Source organism: Planctomycetota bacterium, assembly GCA_039182125.1.
Taxonomy (GTDB): Bacteria; Planctomycetota; Phycisphaerae; order Tepidisphaerales; family Tepidisphaeraceae; genus JBCDCH01.
On the sequence record JBCDCH010000050.1, the window covers coordinates 14,072 to 31,529 of the forward strand.

The window sequence follows — 17,458 nt, forward strand, 5'->3', positions numbered from 1 at the left end:
TCGTCAGGTCGCGGCGCAATCAGCAAGTTCGGCCTCGCTGCACAAGCGGATGACGCTGTGACCGTTGTGGTCGGTCGCGCAGATGCACACGTCATCAGGGTGCCCGGTAACCGCGATTTGGCCGTTACGCATGACGCTCACCGTGTCGGCCGAGACCAAAGCCTCGCGGGGGTCGTGCGTGACCATCAGCACCGCAACACCCGCGTCGCGCAGAACGGCGAGGGTCTGCGTGCGGAGCGTCTCGCGAAGGTTCGCGTCGAGGCCGCTGAACGGTTCGTCGAGCAGCATGACCTTCGGATTGCGGGCCAGCGCGCGGGCGATGGCGATTCGTTGTTGCTGGCCACCCGAAAGCGTGTGGGGCATGGCGTTTTCGAAGCCGGTCATGCCAACGCGGCCGATGAGTTCGTCGGCCGCCGCCTTGCGATAGCGGCGGCGCTCGGTCATGCCGAACATCACGTTCCGACGCACGCTCAAGTGCGGGAACAGCGCGTAATCCTGAAAGACGAAACCGACCGGCCGACGCTCCGGCGAGACATGCACCCGTGCGTCATCGACCGACGAGCCGTTGATCGCGATGGTCCCCCGCGTCGGCTTCTCCAGCCCCGCGATCAGGCGGAGCAGCGTCGTCTTGCCGCAACCCGAGTCGCCGAGCAGGCAGTGCACCAGGCCCGGCTGCAAGTGCAGCGACACGTCGCGCACGACCATCGGCCCACGGCCATAACGGTGGCTGACGGCTTCGACCCGCACGCCCTCCCCTTCGGCCGGCTCACGCCGGGGCACCCGGCCGCCAACGGTCAGCGAAATCGTCTGCGTTTGCGTCATGTGGCACTCCGACGACGGTCGAGCAACAACGATAGCACGATCACCGGCACCAGCCCCGTCGCGATGATCGCCAGCGCCCCGAAAGACGCCTCTTCCAATCGCTCGTCGCTGGCAAGTTGATACACCCGCACGGCCAGCGTTTCGAAGTTGAACGGGCGGAGCATCAGCGTGGCCGGGAGTTCCTTGGCGACGTCCACGAACACCAACAACAACGCCGCTGCTAGCGATGCACGGAGCATCGGCAGGTGAACGCGGACGAGTAACCGCCAGCCGCCGGCACCGAGCGCGCGGGCCGCGTCGTCCATCCCACGTCGCACCCGCCCAAGTCCGCCGTCGATGAGCGCGATCGCAACGCCGAGGAACCGCACCTGATAGCCGATCACGACCGCGGCGATGCTGCCGGTGAGGATGAGGCCCGGTGTGCTGCCGAAGAGCCAGCGCGTCAAGTCGTTGAACCGCTGGTCCAGCCAGCCCAGCGGCACGAGCAAACCCACCGCGATGACCGTGCCCGGCACCGCGTAACCGAACCCCGCCAGCCGCTTGGACACGGCCGTGACCGGACCCTGCTGGAGGCGACGGCCGTACACCACGAGCAACGCAAGCACCACCGCGATGAGGCTGGCGATGACGGCAAGTAGCAACGTGTTGGGCGCGTGGTCGGTGAGCACTTCCCAGGCCCGGTTGTCGCCGGTCGTCGCGGCCATGTGGACGAACATCCCTGCAGGCAAGCCGAACCCGATCACGACCGGCGTCAGGCACACGGCCAGCGCGCCGAGTCCACGCACCAGACCAAGCCGGTACGGCCGCAGGTGCGTTTGCCGGTGCGTGATCTGGTGGAACTTCGCCCGCCGCCGTGCGAGTAGTTCGAGCATCACGAGCAACGCCACGAAGCCGAGCAGGACCGACGAAAGCTGCTGCGCGGTCGTCGGCGATTCGAGCCCTTTCCAGGTTCGGTACACGCCGGTCGCGAAGGTGTCGACGGCGCAATAGTCGGCAACGCCGAAGTCCGCGAGCGTTTCCATGACTACCAGCGTGAGCCCGGCGACGATGCTCGGCCGTGCCAATGGCAGTGCGACACGGAAGAAACTGCGCCACGGCCCGCGCCCCAACGTTCGGCCGACTTCCAGCGCGACCCCCGACTGCTCGGCGAACGCCGTGCGCGCGGCAAGGTAGACATACGGGTAGAGCGTAAACCCGAGGATCATGATCGCCCCGCCGACCGAGCGGATCGGCGGAAACCAGTAGTCGCGGCGGCCCCAGTCGAACGTCTCACGCAACCCGGTCTGCACGGGGCCGGCAAACTGAAGCAAGTCGGTGTAGGCGTAGGCCGCGAGGTAACCCGGCACAGCCAGCGGCAACAGCAGCGCCCACCGCAACACCGCCCGCCCGGGGAACGCACACATGGTCACCAGCCACGCTGTCGCCGTACCCGTGACCAGCGCGATGATGCCGACCCCGACTGCGAGGACAAACGTCTGCCACAGGTAACTCGACAGACGCGTCTCGACCAAGTGCGACCAGTTCTCGTCGAACCCGGCGAACAAACTTAGCAACACGGACAAGACCGGCAGCGCGACGATCAGCGAGATCACCACGCACGCCAGGGCCCAACCGTGCCACCGTCGCTTCACCGCCAGCCGGCCCGGTCCATGACCTTCACGGCGGCCCGGTTGTTCTCGCCGAGCTCGGAGGCGTTGAGCTCGTCTTCCTCGAACTCGCCGAACGATTTGAGAATGTCGCTGAGCTCGACGCCGCTGACGACCGGATACTCGTAGTTGGCGACCGCGTAGAGCTCTTGGGCTTCGACCGTGGTGAGGAACTCGAGCAGCTTGATCGCGTTCTCGCGGTTCGGGGCGTTCTTGAGAATGCCCGCCCCGGAAATGTTCACATGGGCACCACGACCGTCTTGGTTGGGGAACACGAGCGTGAGCTTCTCGGCCACGGCGCGATTGCTCGCGTCATCGCTGCCGAGGAGCCGGGCGAAATAATAATGATTGGCCACCGCAATCTCCCCTTCGCCGGCAGCCAGCGCACGGAGCTGATCGGTGTCACCGCCTTGGGGTGTACGGGCGAGATTTTCGACAATGCCCTCGGCCCATGCTTGTGCCGCATCGACGCCGTCGTTAGCAATGATTGAAGCCACGAGCGATTGGTTGTAGACATTGCCGCTCGACCGGATCAGCAAGCCTCCGTCAACCTTGGGATCCGCCAGCTCGGCGTAAGTCGTGACGAAGTCATTCGGCACATCGGGAGACAGAAAAATCACCCGCACACGCTTGCTCAACCCGAACCAGAGGCCATCGGGGTGGCGAAGGTTATCGGGAATACGTTCGTCGAGGACGTCCGACTCGGTCGACGCCAGCACATCCTTGTCGACGGCCAACTGCAATCGCCCGGCGTCGACGGCGATGAACACGTCGGCCGGCGAGAGTTCGCCCTCCTGCGCGATCCGCGTGAGCAACGCGTCGGCGTCACCCTCAATGATGTTGACCGTGATGCCGGTCGCTTCCTCGAAAGCGTCGTACAACGCGTCGTCGGTGTCGTAGTGACGTGACGAGTAGACATTCACGACCTCATCAGCGAAAGCCGGAACGGCAACACCTACGGCCAACGCGAACGTGGCCAGCATTTGGTTGATGGCGTGTTTCATGGGTATGGCCATGAGCGTAGGCACCTTGAGACTAAATCTCACTCGCCCGTGCCTACCCCAACGCCGGCATCAATCACGCAACGAAAGCTGACGTGGCTGCTGCCGGTGTCGACTTCGCCGCGTGTCCGGCCGGCGGGCCGATAGCGGTAGCAGTAGTTGTCCGCGCACAGGAAGCTGCCGCCCTTGAGCGTCATCGCGCCCGGGTCGTCCGGCGAGCCGGGGCGATGGTCACGGGTCCACGGGGAGGCGGTCCACTCCCAGGCGTTGCCGGCCATGTCGTGCAGGCCGTAACCGTTGGCCGGGAACCGCCCGACTGGTGCGAGGCCGACAAAGCCGTCGGCGTTGAGGTTCTCCATCGGGAACACGCCCTGCCAATGATTGGCCAGCACTTGGCCGCCGGGCCGTTGCTCATCACCCCAAGCGTAACGCTTCCCAACAAGTCCACCACGCGCTGCGGCTTCCCACTCGGCTTCGGTCGGTAGCCGCTTGCCCGCCCACTCGGCATACGCCTGCGCGTCCTCGAACGCGACATGCACCGCCGGATGATCGCCCCGCCCCGCCAGATCGCTGCCAGGGCCTTCGGGTTGTTTCCAGTTCGCGCCCGGCACCCACGACCACCATTGCCGCCACGTCTGCGGATTGGTTCCCGCCGGCGGTGGCGTGAAAACCACGCTGCCCGGTACGAGCAACGCCGGATCGGCACCGGGAAAATCCGCCGGGTCCGGTACGCGCTCGGCAACCGTCACATATCCCGTCGCCTCCACAAACTCGGCGTACTGATTGTTGGTCACCTCGTGAACGTCGAAGAACAGCGGTGACACCTCGACCGAATGCCGTGGGGCTTCTTCCGGCAGTGTCGTGTCGTCGCCGATCGAGACCGTTCCACCCGGAACGTAGACCATGCCATCCGGCACTGCGGGTGCGGTGGTCGGCGCAAGACAGACGAGCCAGATCAGCGTTGCGAGAGGCACGCGGCAGTATAAGTGCCGTCCGTCGCCGCCACGCCAGATCGTCTACATCCGCCGTATGTGCCCGACCGATACCCCTCCATATCGGTCCAGCGGACATAGCGTGCCCAACATCTGGCATTTCCTGCTACACTGTGCTACAAGTTAGCTTGAAATAGCAGGAAGCCCAAGGAGCCGCACGGATGCCGCAGAGACGCCCCTCTCCGAAATCGAAACTGAACATCTCCGCGACCCTCGACCGGGAGGTCGTGGCGTTCGTCGACCGCCTGGCCGACAAGGAAGGCGTGAGCCGGTCGCTGGTGATCAACAAGCTCTTGCGTGGTTTGCAGCGCGACCGGGACCAGCGTGCCGACGAGGTCGCGGTGCTGGGTGTGCTGTCGAGTCGTTGAGCTAAGACCCATGACGTAGGAACCCGCCGACAAACCGATGCGCCGCAGGGATGCCCAGCACGAACGACCGATCGCCGCCAACCAAGCGGCCACCGGCGCGCGCGGGACCAACACTTCTGCTCCGCAAGTATTCCCCGGCTTCGATCGGCTCGACGCCAACTTCGTCATGGTCCCCAACCAGTTTCTCGACCTGTGCCTGCCGCGTTGCTCACGCAGCTGCGTGCGGATCGTCGGGTTCATGATTCGCCAGATCCTCGGCTTTCGCGCCAGCGACGGGTCGCTGCTGCGTGAGCAAGTCACCGTCAGCTACACCGACTTCATCCGGGGCGCGAACGTCAGTCGCGGGAGTCTCGGCAAAGCGCTCGCCGAGGCGGAAGAGTTCGGGTTCATCCGCAAGGTCCGCGCCGGCAAGCCGAGCGTTGCCGGGCGCAAAGCACAACGGTCGATGTTCGAACTGCACTGGGACGAACGCCCCGACGCGAACTACGCCAAAGACCTCGACGACTTCCGCGGCTTCTTCGCCGGCGTCGGTCGGCTCACGCCCCTGCCCAACCAGTTCTTCGACCACGTGCTCCGAAGCGAAACCGCCGCGGTCTGCAAGGTCGTCGGTTGCGTGCTGCGGCACACGGTCGGTTTCCAGGACCGTTACGGCGGGCGGCGAACCAACGCCGCGCTGTCATACACGAAGCTGCGCGACCTCGGCGGCGTCGGCGGGCCACGCCACATCGCCGCAGCCCTGCAACACGCCCTCGACGCCGGCTACATCACCCGCGTCCGCGCCGGCCACTTCGACCCCGACACCCCCGCCAATTCCGAGGCCGCCGTCTACGCCGTGCGGTGGTTCGAGCCGACCGGTTCAGAAAGGGAAGCGATCTCGCCGGTTCAGAAAGGGAAGCGAGCCCGGTCCACAAAGGTCAGCGGCACCGGTTCAGAACGGGAAGCGGACGCGCGGTCCAACAAGGGAAGTACAACAAAGACAGCGAAAACAAAACAGAAAACACAGCAATCCAAAGCGGCGGTTGCGGCGGCGTTGTTGGAAGGTGTTGGGATCGGCAAACGGACCGCGGCCAACCTCGTCGAACGCGCCGGCGTCGAAGCGGTCATGCGGCAGGTCGAGTGGCTGCGGTCACGCTCACCGGCGCGCAACCCCGCGGGCATGCTCCGCCGCGCGATTGAGGAGGACTGGCCCGCACCATCGTCGCCCTTCCCCACCGACGCCGACGCGATTGAGTTCGCCCGCCTGGCCTACGCCGGGCTGGCGGCCAACGACGGCGCGCCCGTCGCAGAGCCGAGCAGTGCGGACACGCGTGCGGCGGCGAAGCTGGTTACGGCGGTCGGAGCCGAGGCGGGTCGGGACTTCGGCCGCTTCGTGCGTGGCCGGGTCGATCGGACACCGACGAGCATCGCCGCGGCGATCCGTGCTCACGGCGATGCGTTCGTGCGGGACCAAGGTCAGCTCACTGTTCGCCGCAAGCAAAACACCGCCGCGGAACAACGCCGACGTGAGCTGCACGAAGCCCACCGCCGGCCGGCGTACTTGGCGTTTCTCGCCGAGCAGGAAAACCACCTTCGACAGACCTCGCCGAAGCGCTACGCCGATTTCGAAGCGGACCGCGCTGAGAAGCGCGCCGCCTTGGCCGAGACCTTCCCCGACCGCCGGTTGCAGCGGCGTTTGCTCGAACAGTTCGACACCGACGAAGCCCGCCTCGACGCCTTGGCCGTGTGGTTCGAGGAGATGCCGAGGTTCTGGGTGTGGGACGAATCAGGTTCATCCAACGATTGTCATCCCGAGCGCAGCCGAGGGATCTAGCAACGAACACCGGTTGGCTACGCGAAGCCGCTTGGTTTTCGGATCTAGATTCCTCGGCTGCGCTCGGGATGACAGAACCTATGCCGCAGCACGGTCGGGGTTGCCGAAGCCTTGCTCGTCGAGGTAGCGGCTTAGCGCTTCGTCGACCACATCCTGGATGCGCGTCGAGTTGAACCGTTTGCGTTTGCCGTGGAGCACGAAGGCGTTGAGGCGTTCGCGGGTTTCGACCTTCACCTGCGTGGCGAACTTCACCCACACCGCCTCGACTTCCGCGTCTTCGAGCAGCGCGCGGCGCAGGTCGGCGTCGGTCCACTTCTTCGCCGCCGCCCCACCGCTCTTCTTGCGCGGCTTGGGCTCGGGTTCGGGCTTCTCCTTGGGCGTCTGGCGGATCACCGGTGTTGGGATCTCGACGTCGGCCGGCTTGTTGGAGAGCTTCTCCAGCTGGGCGAGCGTGTCGCGCGCCAGCGATGCCGACGGGGGTGTCTGGCCGGTCAGATCGCCGAGGCTAGGCCGCTTGTTTTTGCTGTTGGTCGTGGTCATCGGTGGTCTCGTGGGTGACAGGTCGGGTCAGTTCTTTGGGAAACGTCTCGGTAAACAGCTCGCGCAGCTCCGCGGCGGCTTCCTTGCCGAAGCGGTCGGTCGCGTCGAACACCGTCGCCCGCAGCATCGGCGCGTTGTTGACCGGCCGGCGGTAGCAGACGTGCGTCTTGGCCGTCCGCACGCCCCAGTGGGCCAGCACGCCGGCGGTTTCTTCGTGGTTGCGGTTGCCCTTCTCGAAGCGGTTGACGAACGCGATGAAGTCGCCGGCGCGGTGCTGCTGGTCGGGGCCGAGTGCTTTGCAGAACGCGGCAAAGGTGCGGTGCGTCTCGGCCAGGTCGAGCAACCCCGGCGCGGTCGGCACGATCACGCGGGCGCTGCGCGACAGCAGCAACAGCGGGATCGGCCCGAGCCCGGGCGGCGCGTCGGCGACCATCGTGATGCCGGCCTCGTTCATCTTGTCGACGACCTCGGTGGCGTAGTCGAGGTCGGTCGTGGCCAAGTGCGGGATGTCGGGGCGGGCGGCTTCGAGCCACTCGATGGTCGAGCGTCGGCCGTCGCCCGCGAAGAAGGCGACGTCGTGGCCGAGGTCGGCCAGGTACGCCGCGGCGTGTACCGCCGTGGTGGTCTTTCCCACACCGCCCTTTTCACTGGCGAAGGTGATGAGCATGGTGAAGTGCATCGACCGGCCCGCCGCTTCGACGTGAATGATTCTGTCGTTGGCGACGCGCAGGTTTTGCGCCCTGTCGAGGCAACGAGCCGTCGGAAATTGGACCTGTCGCCGTTGAAGTCGACACACTGCCACATCGAAAGATCGAACGGCATGACATCATGACGACCGTCCGGACGCCCTGATGTCATGTTGTCATGACGGGCGGCCGAGAATCATGACGGCATGCCGACCGAACGGTCGCAGGGCGGAAGTTCATCCCGATTTCGCGGGTTTGCCGCTGATCGGTTTAACGGTTACCATCCTTCCGCCCCTCGGCGTTCCGCTGTACGCCGTGCGGCCTGAACCAAGACGTGCCGACGTGCACGTGACAGCGACGAACGATGGTCGGAGGACCCTTCCCGTGAACAAAGTACTTACCCGAACGTTTGCCGCGAAAGCGGCATTGGTTGCTTCGCTGTGGTGCGCGCCGCTATTGCATGCTAAGCCGTTGCCGGTGGACGGGATCGACCCGGCCGCTTACGCCGACGTCACGCCGACGCACACACGCACCCTTGCCGATGGCGTGGAAATCCGCGCGTTTCAGGAAGCCGACGGGATGGTGATGATCCTGACCGCCGAGCCACAGACCCTGGGCAAGTACCGTTTGCCGGGCGGCGATGAGTTCGCTTTCCACACGCCCGACGGTGTTTTTGTCGCGCCGCTGGCGGTGCTCGAGCATCCGGTGCTGATCACCAAGAGCAGCAAGGCGTGGCCGTGGCTCGGCAGTCGCCTCACGGTAACGTTCGCCAATCCCGAAGACGCGGTGGTGACCGGTGCCGACGTTGACGAATCGGCCGTGGTTCACACCATCCACACCGACCCGCAAAGCACGTTTGCCAAGGCTGCGGCCGAAGCGCAGGAAAAGCTCGATGCCGGCGAGGGCGTGCGGATCGTCCTCGCACCCGGCATCTACCGCGAGGGCGGCATCACGATCACCGGCTGGGAAGGCAATCCCGACGCCACGCTCATCATCGAAGGCGAGGACGCGATCGTGACGGGTGCCGACGATTGGACCGGCGGCTGGACGTCGGTCGAGGGTGCCGGCAACGTTTATGTAAGGGACTGGAACCAAACCTGGGGCCTGACCGATCAGCGTTGGGCGCCGTGGGGGTATCTGCTGCCGCCGGGGGCATGCCGCAGTGAGGTGGTCGCGGTCGATGGGCAAATCATGGTGCCGGTCGACTTGGAGTTGTTTACCTGGTCCGACGAAGACGGTCCGGTGATGCTCGCCGAAAACGACGACGGCTCCAACAAGCCCGGCGAGTGGGTGAAGCGGGGAGAGAGATCGCCGGCCGATCTGGTGCCCGGAACGTTCGGCGTCAACGAGTCCGAGGGCAAGATTTATCTCTGCCCGCCGATCGGCGTCGATCCGAACAGCGCGTCGGTCGAGGTTTCCCAACGCCGTGACCTGCTCACGATCGAAGCGCGTGAGAACGTCGTGCTCCGCGGGATCACCTTCCGCCATGCAGCAACCGCGGCGGCCGACGACAAGAACCCGGTCAACATCTGGGTCAACAACCTGCTCATCGAAGACTGCGGCTTCAACGAAAACGGTGGTGAGGGTATGAGCATCGGCGAAGGCGCGACCGACATCACCATCCGCAACACCACGTTCAACGGCAACGGCTGGTGCGGCTTGTCCGGCGGCTACAAGGTCGACAACTACCTCATGGAGGGCTGCGAGTCTTCGTACAACAACTGGCGCGGCCACACCGGCGACGAGCACTCTTGGGACGCGGCGGCCGTGAAGTTCTTCGGCCTCAACGGTCAGACCGGTCTGACCATCCGCAACCATCGTTCGTTCGGCAACCTCACGCACGGGTTCTGGCTCGACCAGTCGTTCACCGCCGTCGCGCCGATCACGATGGAAGACAACATCTTCGCTGGCAACTTCTATGGCGCGGAGGTCTACCTCGAAAAGCTCACCGGGCCCGTCGTACTCGAACGCAACGTCATCTGGAACTCCAACGGCCTCTACGGCATTAACGGCACGAGCTGGAACATGCAGTTCCGGGACAACCTGATGTACTCGGCCACCGGCGATCGGCCGATCATTTTCCTCCACAAGCGCGGCGAGGAGTCCGAGTACGCCAACTACTCCAAGGACTGGATTATCGAGGACAACCTCCTCGCGGTGGGGGAGGGCGGTCGATTGCTGCTCGACCAAAGCGAGCCGTACCAGTACCAGGAGTTCATCGAAACCCTCAAGACCTCCGGCAACGTCTATCACAACGCTGACGGTGACGCGGCGTTCTTCAAGCCGAACCACACGCTGGATCCCCAACTGGCCGACGCGGAGGCGTTCGATTGGGCCATCGGCAACACCGCCGTCCGCGAGCAGCTTCCCGACCTTCCGGCCGCGATGTCCGCCGCGGATCGCGCCAAGTTCGAACACGCGATGGAGCAAACACAGCGGTTCATCCGCATCACCAAGGAAGCCCGCGGGACCGGCGGCCCTCCGTTCCAATCGGCGGCCGCGGTTGTTGACAACAACTGGCGCACCGTCGACATTTCGTCGCACCTGAACCGAGCGGCCACCGGACAAGACGCCTGGATCGGCGCGGGCAACCAGCTCGTGCAACTGCCCGGCGGCAAGACTGAATATGCTGGCGTTCCCTTTGACATCGCCGATCCGTCCGGTGATGCGGCGGCGGGCATCGCGTTACGGTCGGGCAAGATCACCCACTCCATGGGCAAGCCCACGCCCGAGTCGGTCGATGTCGCCGTCGGTAGTCGCATCGGCACGCTCTACGTCCTGCACGGCGGCGGGTGGTTCGATAACGACCCCGACCCGGTGGGGCGGTACGAGTTCGTCTACGACGACGGCAGCACGGCCGGCATCGACATCATCCCCGAAGCCGACAAGGCCGGCGCGCCGATCATCGGCGAGTGGTGGCACCAGTTCACGCCGTTCGACAACGACGACGCACGCCACGTCATCCTTACCGGCGATGTCGGTGGTTCGCCGGCGTATGTCTACGTTGCCGAGATCGAAAACCCGCACCCCGACAAACAGGTCACGGCCTTCCGAATGATCGGCAACCCCGACCGTGATGTGAGCGTGATCGTCCTCGCCGTGTCGTACGCGCTGCCGTGATCGGCATACCGTGCGGCCATGCTGTTGTCCGGGCGAAACCTGAGTAAGTCCTTCGGCGCACGCCAGCTTTTCGCCGGCATCACGCTCGGGATTGACGACGGCGAGCGCGTCGGACTCATCGGTGCCAACGGCAGCGGTAAGACCACGTTGCTGAAGATCCTCGCGGGCCAAGAACAGCCCGACGACGGCACGCTCGAAGTCCGCCGCAACCTGCGCGTCGAGTACGTTCCGCAGGAGGAACGTTTTGATCCGGATCGCTCGTGCCTCGATCTCGTGCTGGATCGGATCGACACACACCTCGACGATCACGAGCGTGAGATTGCCGCACAGGTCGCGCTGGGCAGGGCGGGCTTCGATGAACCCTCGAAGCTCGCCGGCGAGCTCTCAGGCGGTTGGCGCAAGCGACTCTCGGTCGTTCGCCATTTGGCCGGCGATCCCGAAGTGTTGCTCATGGACGAGCCGACCAATCACCTCGATGTCGAGGGCGTGCTTTGGCTCGAAGGACTGCTCCGCGGCGGCAAGTTCGCCACGCTCATCGTCACTCACGACCGACGCTTTCTCGAGGAAACGGCCAACCGTCTCGTCGAGCTCGACCGCAGCTACCCCAACGGCTTCCTCGGACACGACGGCACCTACAGCGAGTTTCTTGTCAAACGTGAGGAGTTTCTTGCCGCGCAGGAGAGCCGAGAGGCCGCACTCAAGTCCGGCGTCAAGCGCGAGATCGAATGGCTCCGCCGCGGCGCGAAAGCCCGCACCACCAAGGCCAAGGGACGCATCGAACGCGCCGGCCAGATGATGGACGAACTCGCCGACGTCAAGCAACGCAACGTTCACACCGGCGCGGCCGACATCGATTTCGCCGCCTCCGGCCGACGTACCAAGAAGCTCGTCGAACTGACCAACGTCAAGAAATCGCTCGGCGGTAAGCCGCTGTTCGACGCCGTCAATGTCACGCTTTCGCCTGGCAGCAAGCTCGGTCTCATCGGCCCAAACGGTTCCGGCAAAACCACGCTCATCCGCCTCATCGCCGGCGAACTGGAACCCGACACCGGCGACGTGTTTCGCGTTGATGCGTTGAAAGTCGTCGTCTTCGACCAACATCGCCGTGAGGTGAACCTCGACGAGACGCTCCGCCGCGCACTATTCCCGACCGGCGACGTACTCACGCTCAACGGCCAGCCCATGCATGTCAGCGGATGGGCCAAGAAGTTTCTGTTCCGTTCCGACCAACTCGACATGCCGGTCCGCGACCTGTCCGGCGGTGAACGGGCGCGCGTGGTGATCGCCCGGCTCATGCTCCGCGAAGCCGACGTGCTGGTGCTTGACGAGCCGACCAACGATCTCGACATCCCGACGTTGAACGTCCTTGAACAAAGTCTGCTCGGCTTCCCCGGCGCGGTCGTGCTTGTCACACACGACCGCTACCTGCTGGACCGCGTGTCGACCGAACTTCTCGCGCTCGATGGCAAGGGCAATGCCCATCCCTACGCCGACCTGTCCCAGTGGGAGCGCGCCCGAGAAGCAGCCCGAAAGCAAGCCGTCGCGCCGAAGGTCAAGGCAACGGTCGTGAAGACGCCGACCAAGCGGAAGCTCACCTGGAACGAGCAGCGCGAGCTGGAGTCGATGGAAGAGACCATCCACGCGGCCGAGGCGCTTGTCGCCGATCTCGAGCAGCAAGCGTCCGACCCAACGCTCGCCGCCGACCACGTGAAAGCTGCCGACGTCTACCAACGTCTCGGCGACGCTCAGGCCGAGGTCGCCCGCCTGTACGACCGCTGGGAGGCCTTGGAAGCGGTGGGAGCCTGACGGGTCCCTCCGTAACCGAGTTTGGACAACTCCCCTCGACCCCGCCTAAGCTCCTCTTCCCGGCCGGATGCCCGAGTGGACTAAGGGAACGGATTGCAAATCCGTGATTCGTGGGTTCGAATCCCACTCCGGCCTTTTTTGGTTTTCTCCCCGAATCGGGCGAATTTCGCAATGTTTTTGGCAATCTTCGGCTCGGCGACCCGCCGGGTTTGGGGTTTGTTGGTTACCGATTGTGACGGGTTTTGTTACACGATTTAGCACAAATTCTGTCACATGATTTGGCAGGGTTTCGACAGGCCGGCCGGTGGTGCTGTCGGAGTTTGCGACGGCTTCGACCGGTTCATAGTCGGGAAGGGTTGCCATCGCGTCGGCGATTTCGGCGGCATTGGTGTGGGCGTAGACGTTGAGCGTGAGCTGGGCGTCGCCTTGGCGGGCGAGTGTCTGCGCGTTCTTCACCGGGCGGTGTCGTCGACGGCTTCGGCAAGCCATGCACTGCAGGCATGGTCGAGGTCGTCGCGCATCACTGCGGCGAGTCGGTTGGCCAGCGGCATGTCGAGCGCGGCGGCGGGCATCTTGTTGCCGAAGTGCTCGTCGAGCAGGGCGGCGGTGACAGGGCGTAGCAGCAACGTCGCGGCCTTGCGGTTCTTCACGGAGCCGGCGGTGACGCGCACGGTGGGGGCGTCACCTTGCAACGCGAAGTCGGCCCGCCGCAGTCGTGACGGTGTTGGTGGTGCCGCGGAGAGTTGGGCACGTTTGCGACCGCTTCGGTTACCGACTGGTTGGGTGCTTCCCATACCGCGTGGTCAGGCCAGACGCCATCGGTCCAGAACTCGACAAACCACTGCGGCCCCGGTTTGTCGCTAGTCGCCATCGTGTTCTCATTCACCGGCGACCGCGTTTGTGCCTTTTGCGGCTCGACTTCATCGACGTCATCGCTATCCAAGTCTCTCACTTCGACGGTCTTGGTTTCTCCGAGCTGGATCGCCTCAGCGATCGCCATGCAGGCTTTGACAGGTGACTCGCGGTCATCGATGACTGATCCGTCCATCCACTGAAGGTCGCTGGCTTCAACCTCTGCCACCTGCATCGCAGTTGCGGCGATCACCCCACGACTTTCCACGGTCATCGTTTCCCACTCTCATGAACCTTGGCCGAGGTATGCATCCTCGACGCTGCATTCATACAACACCGCCAAACCGTCACGAACGTCCGCGGCCTGCTCTTCGGATACTCCTTACCACAACGGGATTGGGTCGGGTTGTCCGTTGGACCCAAGGTCGTCTTCATGGAACCGAATGGCGACAAAGTAACTGACCGACGCGGCACACGGAGGCTTAGGTTCAATCGTTCGGCCCAGTGACAACATGCGAAGTGCGCTTGGGCAAGTGCTATACCGGCGTCGCCCGAAGTGGCATCATCATTATCATCGGTGTAGTCGGCCAGCTTGTTGACCTGCTCCGGCCACAGCAGTCGGTCGTCCCAATCGCCGACCAACGCCTCGAACACGCCCCAGCAACCTTCGCGACTGAGCAGGATCGCAAGTTTCTCGGCACGGTCGATTTCAGTCGGGCTGTAAATGGCTTCCGGTGGGTCGAAGTCCCTGTCGCCCACGCGGCGGCAAATCGTGGTTGCGACGACGAAGGCAGTTTCAACATTGTTCATGTCATCCTTCGCAAAACCGGCCCCGCCGAAGTACCTAAGCGGGGCAGGGTGGTTGAATGTCTGTGGCCCGCGTGTTGAGGACCGACCGGACCACCAAACCGGCAATCTCACGAGTTTCGCGAGGGCGGAGCGTCGAACGGATGGGCGCTCGACTTCACGGAATATCAGATAGTCCGAGCTCTTTCAGATAGCCGTTGTGCTGCGCGGCGGCGTCCTTGATCTGCTTGTCGATGTCCACCAACGCCGCATGCACCTCGCCCAGATCAATCTGCTCCTCCGGCTCGGCCGTGCTCACGTAGCGGGAGATGTTCAGGTTGGAGTCGTTCGCCTCGATCTCCGCCATCGACACCCGGCGGGCGTACCGCGTTACCTCCGCGGGCCGCTCGATATAGGTTTCGACGATTCGGTCGATGTGCCCGGCGTTGAGGTGGTTCTGGCGCTTGCCCTTGTCAAAGTGTTTCTCGGCGTTGATGAACAACACGTCGTCGGGCCGCTTGCACTTCTTGAGCACGAGCACGCAGACCGGAATCCCGGTCGAGTAGAAAAGATTCGCCGGCAGCCCGATGACCGTGTCAATCCGGTTGTCCGCGAGGAGTTGCTTGCGGATCTTCGCCTCGCGTCCGCCACGGAAGAGCACGCCGTGCGGGAGGATGATCGCCATCGTCCCGTCGTCGGCGAGGTAGTGCAGGCCGTGCAGTAGAAACGCGAAGTCCGCCGCCGACTTCGGGGCCAGCCCGTGGCTCTTAAACCGCGGGTCCTCGCCAAGCGACTCAGTGGGTGTCCAGCGGTAGCTGAACGGCGGGTTCGCGACGATCGCGTCGAATCGTGGCCGCTCCCCGCCGCCGATCTGCTCTTGCAGCATCGGCCAGTCGTTGGTGAGTGTGTCGCCGTGGAAGATTTCGAACTGCCGGTCCTTCACGCCGTGCAGGAGCATGTTCATGCGTGCCAGGTTGTAGGTCGTGACGTTTTTCTCCTGCCCGAAGATCTTGCCGATCGTCCCGCCGTCCTTTTTCACGCGGTGGCGGACGTTGAGCAGGAGCGATCCGGAGCCGCAGGCGAAGTCGTAGACCTGCTCCAGGTGTTGCCGCTCGCCCATCGCCGGGTTTTGGGCGTCGAGCGTGACGATCCGCGAAAGGATGTCGCTGATCCGCTGGGGCGTGTAGAACTCGCCGGCCTTCTTACCGCTGCCGGCGGCGAACTCGCCGAGCAGATACTCGTACGCATCGCCGAGGTCGTCGCGGTCGGCCGACATCGCTTCGAGCCCGTCGCCGATCTTCTTGACAATCGCACAGAGCTTCTTGTTGCGGGCGGGTCGACCCTTCCCGAGCTTCTCCGAGTAGAGGTTGATCTCGGAGAACAACCCGCCAAACGCGTTCTGGAACGACCGGTTCTCGATGTACTTGAACGTCTCGTCAAGCCGCGTGAGTAGGTCGTCGTCCTCGTTGCGGGCGAGGTGGTAGATACTGGTCCACAGGTGGCGCGGCTTGATGACGTAGTGGACCTTGCGGCGCATGTTCGCCTCGAAGCCGACGGTCGCTTCGGGTTGGTCGGCCTCGTCATCGTCGACGCCGCCGTCGTCACCGTGCTTCTGATACCACACCAACAGCGGCGTCCGCCCGCCATTGCCGACGTCGTCCGCGTCGGGCAGCTCGCCGCGCAGCTCCGCCCGCGCCGCCTCTTCGTAGTTGTCCGAGAGGTAGCGGAGAAAGAGGAACGCGAGCATGTAATCGCGGAAGTCGTCGGCGTTCATCGCCCCGCGCAGCTCGTCGGCGATGTCCCAGAGGAGCTTGCCGAGTTGTTTTTGGTCGGTGTTGCTCATGACGGCGGATCTTCGAGGGAAATCTCCCCATGGGAGAAGAGAATCGGATTGAACGGGTGGCGATCGAGGAAGTCGCGGACGATCAGCCGGAAGTATTTTCTTGTCTCCTCGCCCATCGTGTCCGGGTCGTACAGCGAATACTTGCCGTGGCTGAGCAGGTCGACGAACCGCTGGTGAAGGATGCCGTCAGGGTCGTTCGGCTGCCTCCGGATGCAGGCCCCGAAGTGGGTGTATCCGAGGAACATCGCCGTTTTCTCTAGCACGGTGCGGAGGACATTGAAGTGGTACTTGTGAATCTCCCCCATCCTCGCCACGCGGTCCAGTTCCACTAGAGAGGCGACGTGGTGGAACGACGGGGTGTCGCCTTGCTCGTATCTCAGCGTGTACTCTCGTGTATCCGCGTTCTGGTTAAAGAACAATCGTGTCGCATCGATGCCGGTCAACGACTTCAACTCGTAGTGAAGCACGTTAAAGAACAACGGGTGGTGAGTGGAAACCACCGTCTTCATTTGGATGTCGTCCGCATCGCGATACAACTGGATGAGATGGCTCGCCAGCACCACCACGTTGTGCTCGTCGAGCGAAGAGACGGGGTCATCGATGTAGACGTTCTCGACCCAGTCGTATTGCGCATCGCCGGCCAGGGCCAAGTCGACTACTGCCAAGAAAACGCACCAAACAAAAATGTTCTCCTCGCCGCGAGAAATCTTGATGGGGCCACTTTCACGGTCCGGGTCCTCGGCCCCCGATGGGTAAAAGAGCACCTCCGCTTCAGTCAGGTTGCCGTTTCTGTCGACTTCGGTCTTGATGTCGAACTCGAAGGAGGCGTAGCGACTGACGAGTGCTCGAATCTTCCGGTCGAGCGTCGACCCCGGCAGTCCGCTGAAGAACCTAGAGCCCGCTTGCAGCTTGAGCTTCGGGATGCCGTCATCGGCGTAGGCGTTGTCCCACGTGAACAGGTCTTCGGTGTATGCGTTGAAGTAGAGCGTGTTCCGCTTGATCGTCTCACCGTTGGCATCCGTCTCGCGGCCAAGGTCGCGGAAGGCGTTGGACAGGCGCGTTTTTCCAGTCCCGTTGTACCCAAAAAGCAGAATGAAGTCTTTCTGCTTGCTGTTCCGGGTGAACAGCTCTTGAAGGTACTGGAAAAACGCGCCTGTCCAACGCCTTCCGCGACCTTGGCCGCGAG

Annotated in this window: 14 protein-coding genes and 1 tRNA gene; 5 read left to right on the plus strand and 10 right to left on the minus strand. The window is 63.9% G+C overall.

Features of this window, described 5'->3' with window-relative positions:
• Positions 1 to 3 precede the first annotated feature (3 nt).
• The 4 genes from AAGD32_12995 to AAGD32_13010 are packed head-to-tail and all read right to left on the minus strand — an operon-like array spanning position 4 to position 4,443.
• Positions 4 to 822: an ABC transporter ATP-binding protein gene (locus tag AAGD32_12995; GenBank protein MEM8875160.1), complete on the minus strand. Its 819-nt coding sequence runs from the start codon at positions 820 to 822 to the stop codon at positions 4 to 6.
• The gene (locus AAGD32_13000) at positions 819 to 2,414 is read right to left on the minus strand and encodes an iron ABC transporter permease (GenBank protein MEM8875161.1); all 1,596 of its coding nucleotides are present in this window, start codon (positions 2,412 to 2,414) and stop codon (positions 819 to 821) included. Before AAGD32_13000 ends, AAGD32_12995 begins: the two co-directional genes overlap by 4 nt.
• Before the next feature lie 35 nt (positions 2,415 to 2,449).
• Positions 2,450 to 3,472 carry a Fe(3+) ABC transporter substrate-binding protein gene (locus AAGD32_13005; protein ID MEM8875162.1) on the minus strand — a complete coding sequence of 341 codons (1,023 nt, stop codon included), beginning with the start codon at positions 3,470 to 3,472 and terminating at the stop codon, positions 2,450 to 2,452.
• 38 nt (positions 3,473 to 3,510) lie between these two features.
• Complete coding sequence (locus tag AAGD32_13010; protein MEM8875163.1) at positions 3,511 to 4,443, minus strand: formylglycine-generating enzyme family protein; 933 nt, start codon at positions 4,441 to 4,443, stop codon at positions 3,511 to 3,513.
• 179 nt (positions 4,444 to 4,622) lie between these two features.
• Between AAGD32_13010 and AAGD32_13015 the strand changes: the two genes are divergently transcribed.
• Together AAGD32_13015 and AAGD32_13020 are read left to right on the plus strand one after the other, a co-directional pair.
• Positions 4,623 to 4,829: a ribbon-helix-helix protein, CopG family gene (locus AAGD32_13015; protein ID MEM8875164.1), complete on the plus strand. Its 207-nt coding sequence runs from the start codon at positions 4,623 to 4,625 to the stop codon at positions 4,827 to 4,829.
• A 37-nt stretch (positions 4,830 to 4,866) separates the two neighbouring features.
• Entirely contained in the window at positions 4,867 to 6,639 is a 1,773-nt protein-coding gene (locus AAGD32_13020) for a hypothetical protein (GenBank protein MEM8875165.1), read from the plus strand.
• A gap of 78 nt (positions 6,640 to 6,717) precedes the next feature.
• On the opposite strand, the gene AAGD32_13025 is transcribed toward AAGD32_13020, so the two are convergent.
• Both AAGD32_13025 and AAGD32_13030 read right to left on the minus strand, forming a co-directional pair.
• Entirely contained in the window at positions 6,718 to 7,179 is a 462-nt protein-coding gene (locus AAGD32_13025) for a hypothetical protein (GenBank protein MEM8875166.1), read from the minus strand.
• A complete protein-coding gene (locus tag AAGD32_13030) occupies positions 7,145 to 7,846 on the minus strand; it encodes a ParA family protein (GenBank protein ID MEM8875167.1) in 702 nt (233 codons plus the stop codon). Before AAGD32_13030 ends, AAGD32_13025 begins: the two co-directional genes overlap by 35 nt.
• Before the next feature lie 403 nt (positions 7,847 to 8,249).
• Between AAGD32_13030 and AAGD32_13035 the strand changes: the two genes are divergently transcribed.
• The 3 genes from AAGD32_13035 to AAGD32_13045 all read left to right on the plus strand — a co-directional run bounded on the left by AAGD32_13035 (position 8,250) and on the right by AAGD32_13045 (position 12,926).
• Complete coding sequence (locus AAGD32_13035) at positions 8,250 to 10,985, plus strand: right-handed parallel beta-helix repeat-containing protein (GenBank protein ID MEM8875168.1); 2,736 nt, start codon at positions 8,250 to 8,252, stop codon at positions 10,983 to 10,985.
• An 18-nt stretch (positions 10,986 to 11,003) separates the two neighbouring features.
• Positions 11,004 to 12,791, plus strand: coding sequence for an ABC-F family ATP-binding cassette domain-containing protein (locus tag AAGD32_13040; GenBank protein MEM8875169.1), 1,788 nt, complete (start codon positions 11,004 to 11,006; stop codon positions 12,789 to 12,791).
• Between the two features lie 61 nt (positions 12,792 to 12,852).
• Positions 12,853 to 12,926: transfer RNA gene (locus tag AAGD32_13045), tRNA-Cys, on the plus strand.
• A 317-nt stretch (positions 12,927 to 13,243) separates the two neighbouring features.
• On the opposite strand, the gene AAGD32_13050 is transcribed toward AAGD32_13045, so the two are convergent.
• The 4 genes from AAGD32_13050 to AAGD32_13065 form a co-directional block, all read right to left on the minus strand.
• The gene (locus AAGD32_13050; protein ID MEM8875170.1) at positions 13,244 to 13,585 is read right to left on the minus strand and encodes a hypothetical protein; all 342 of its coding nucleotides are present in this window, start codon (positions 13,583 to 13,585) and stop codon (positions 13,244 to 13,246) included.
• A gap of 328 nt (positions 13,586 to 13,913) precedes the next feature.
• Positions 13,914 to 14,453, minus strand: coding sequence for a hypothetical protein (locus AAGD32_13055; protein ID MEM8875171.1), 540 nt, complete (start codon positions 14,451 to 14,453; stop codon positions 13,914 to 13,916).
• A 154-nt stretch (positions 14,454 to 14,607) separates the two neighbouring features.
• Positions 14,608 to 16,272 carry a type I restriction-modification system subunit M gene (locus AAGD32_13060; GenBank protein ID MEM8875172.1) on the minus strand — a complete coding sequence of 555 codons (1,665 nt, stop codon included), beginning with the start codon at positions 16,270 to 16,272 and terminating at the stop codon, positions 14,608 to 14,610.
• Positions 16,269 to 17,458: AAA family ATPase (locus AAGD32_13065; protein ID MEM8875173.1), on the minus strand; the 1,190-nt coding region annotated here is incomplete at its 5' end. The genes AAGD32_13065 and AAGD32_13060, both read right to left, overlap by 4 nt.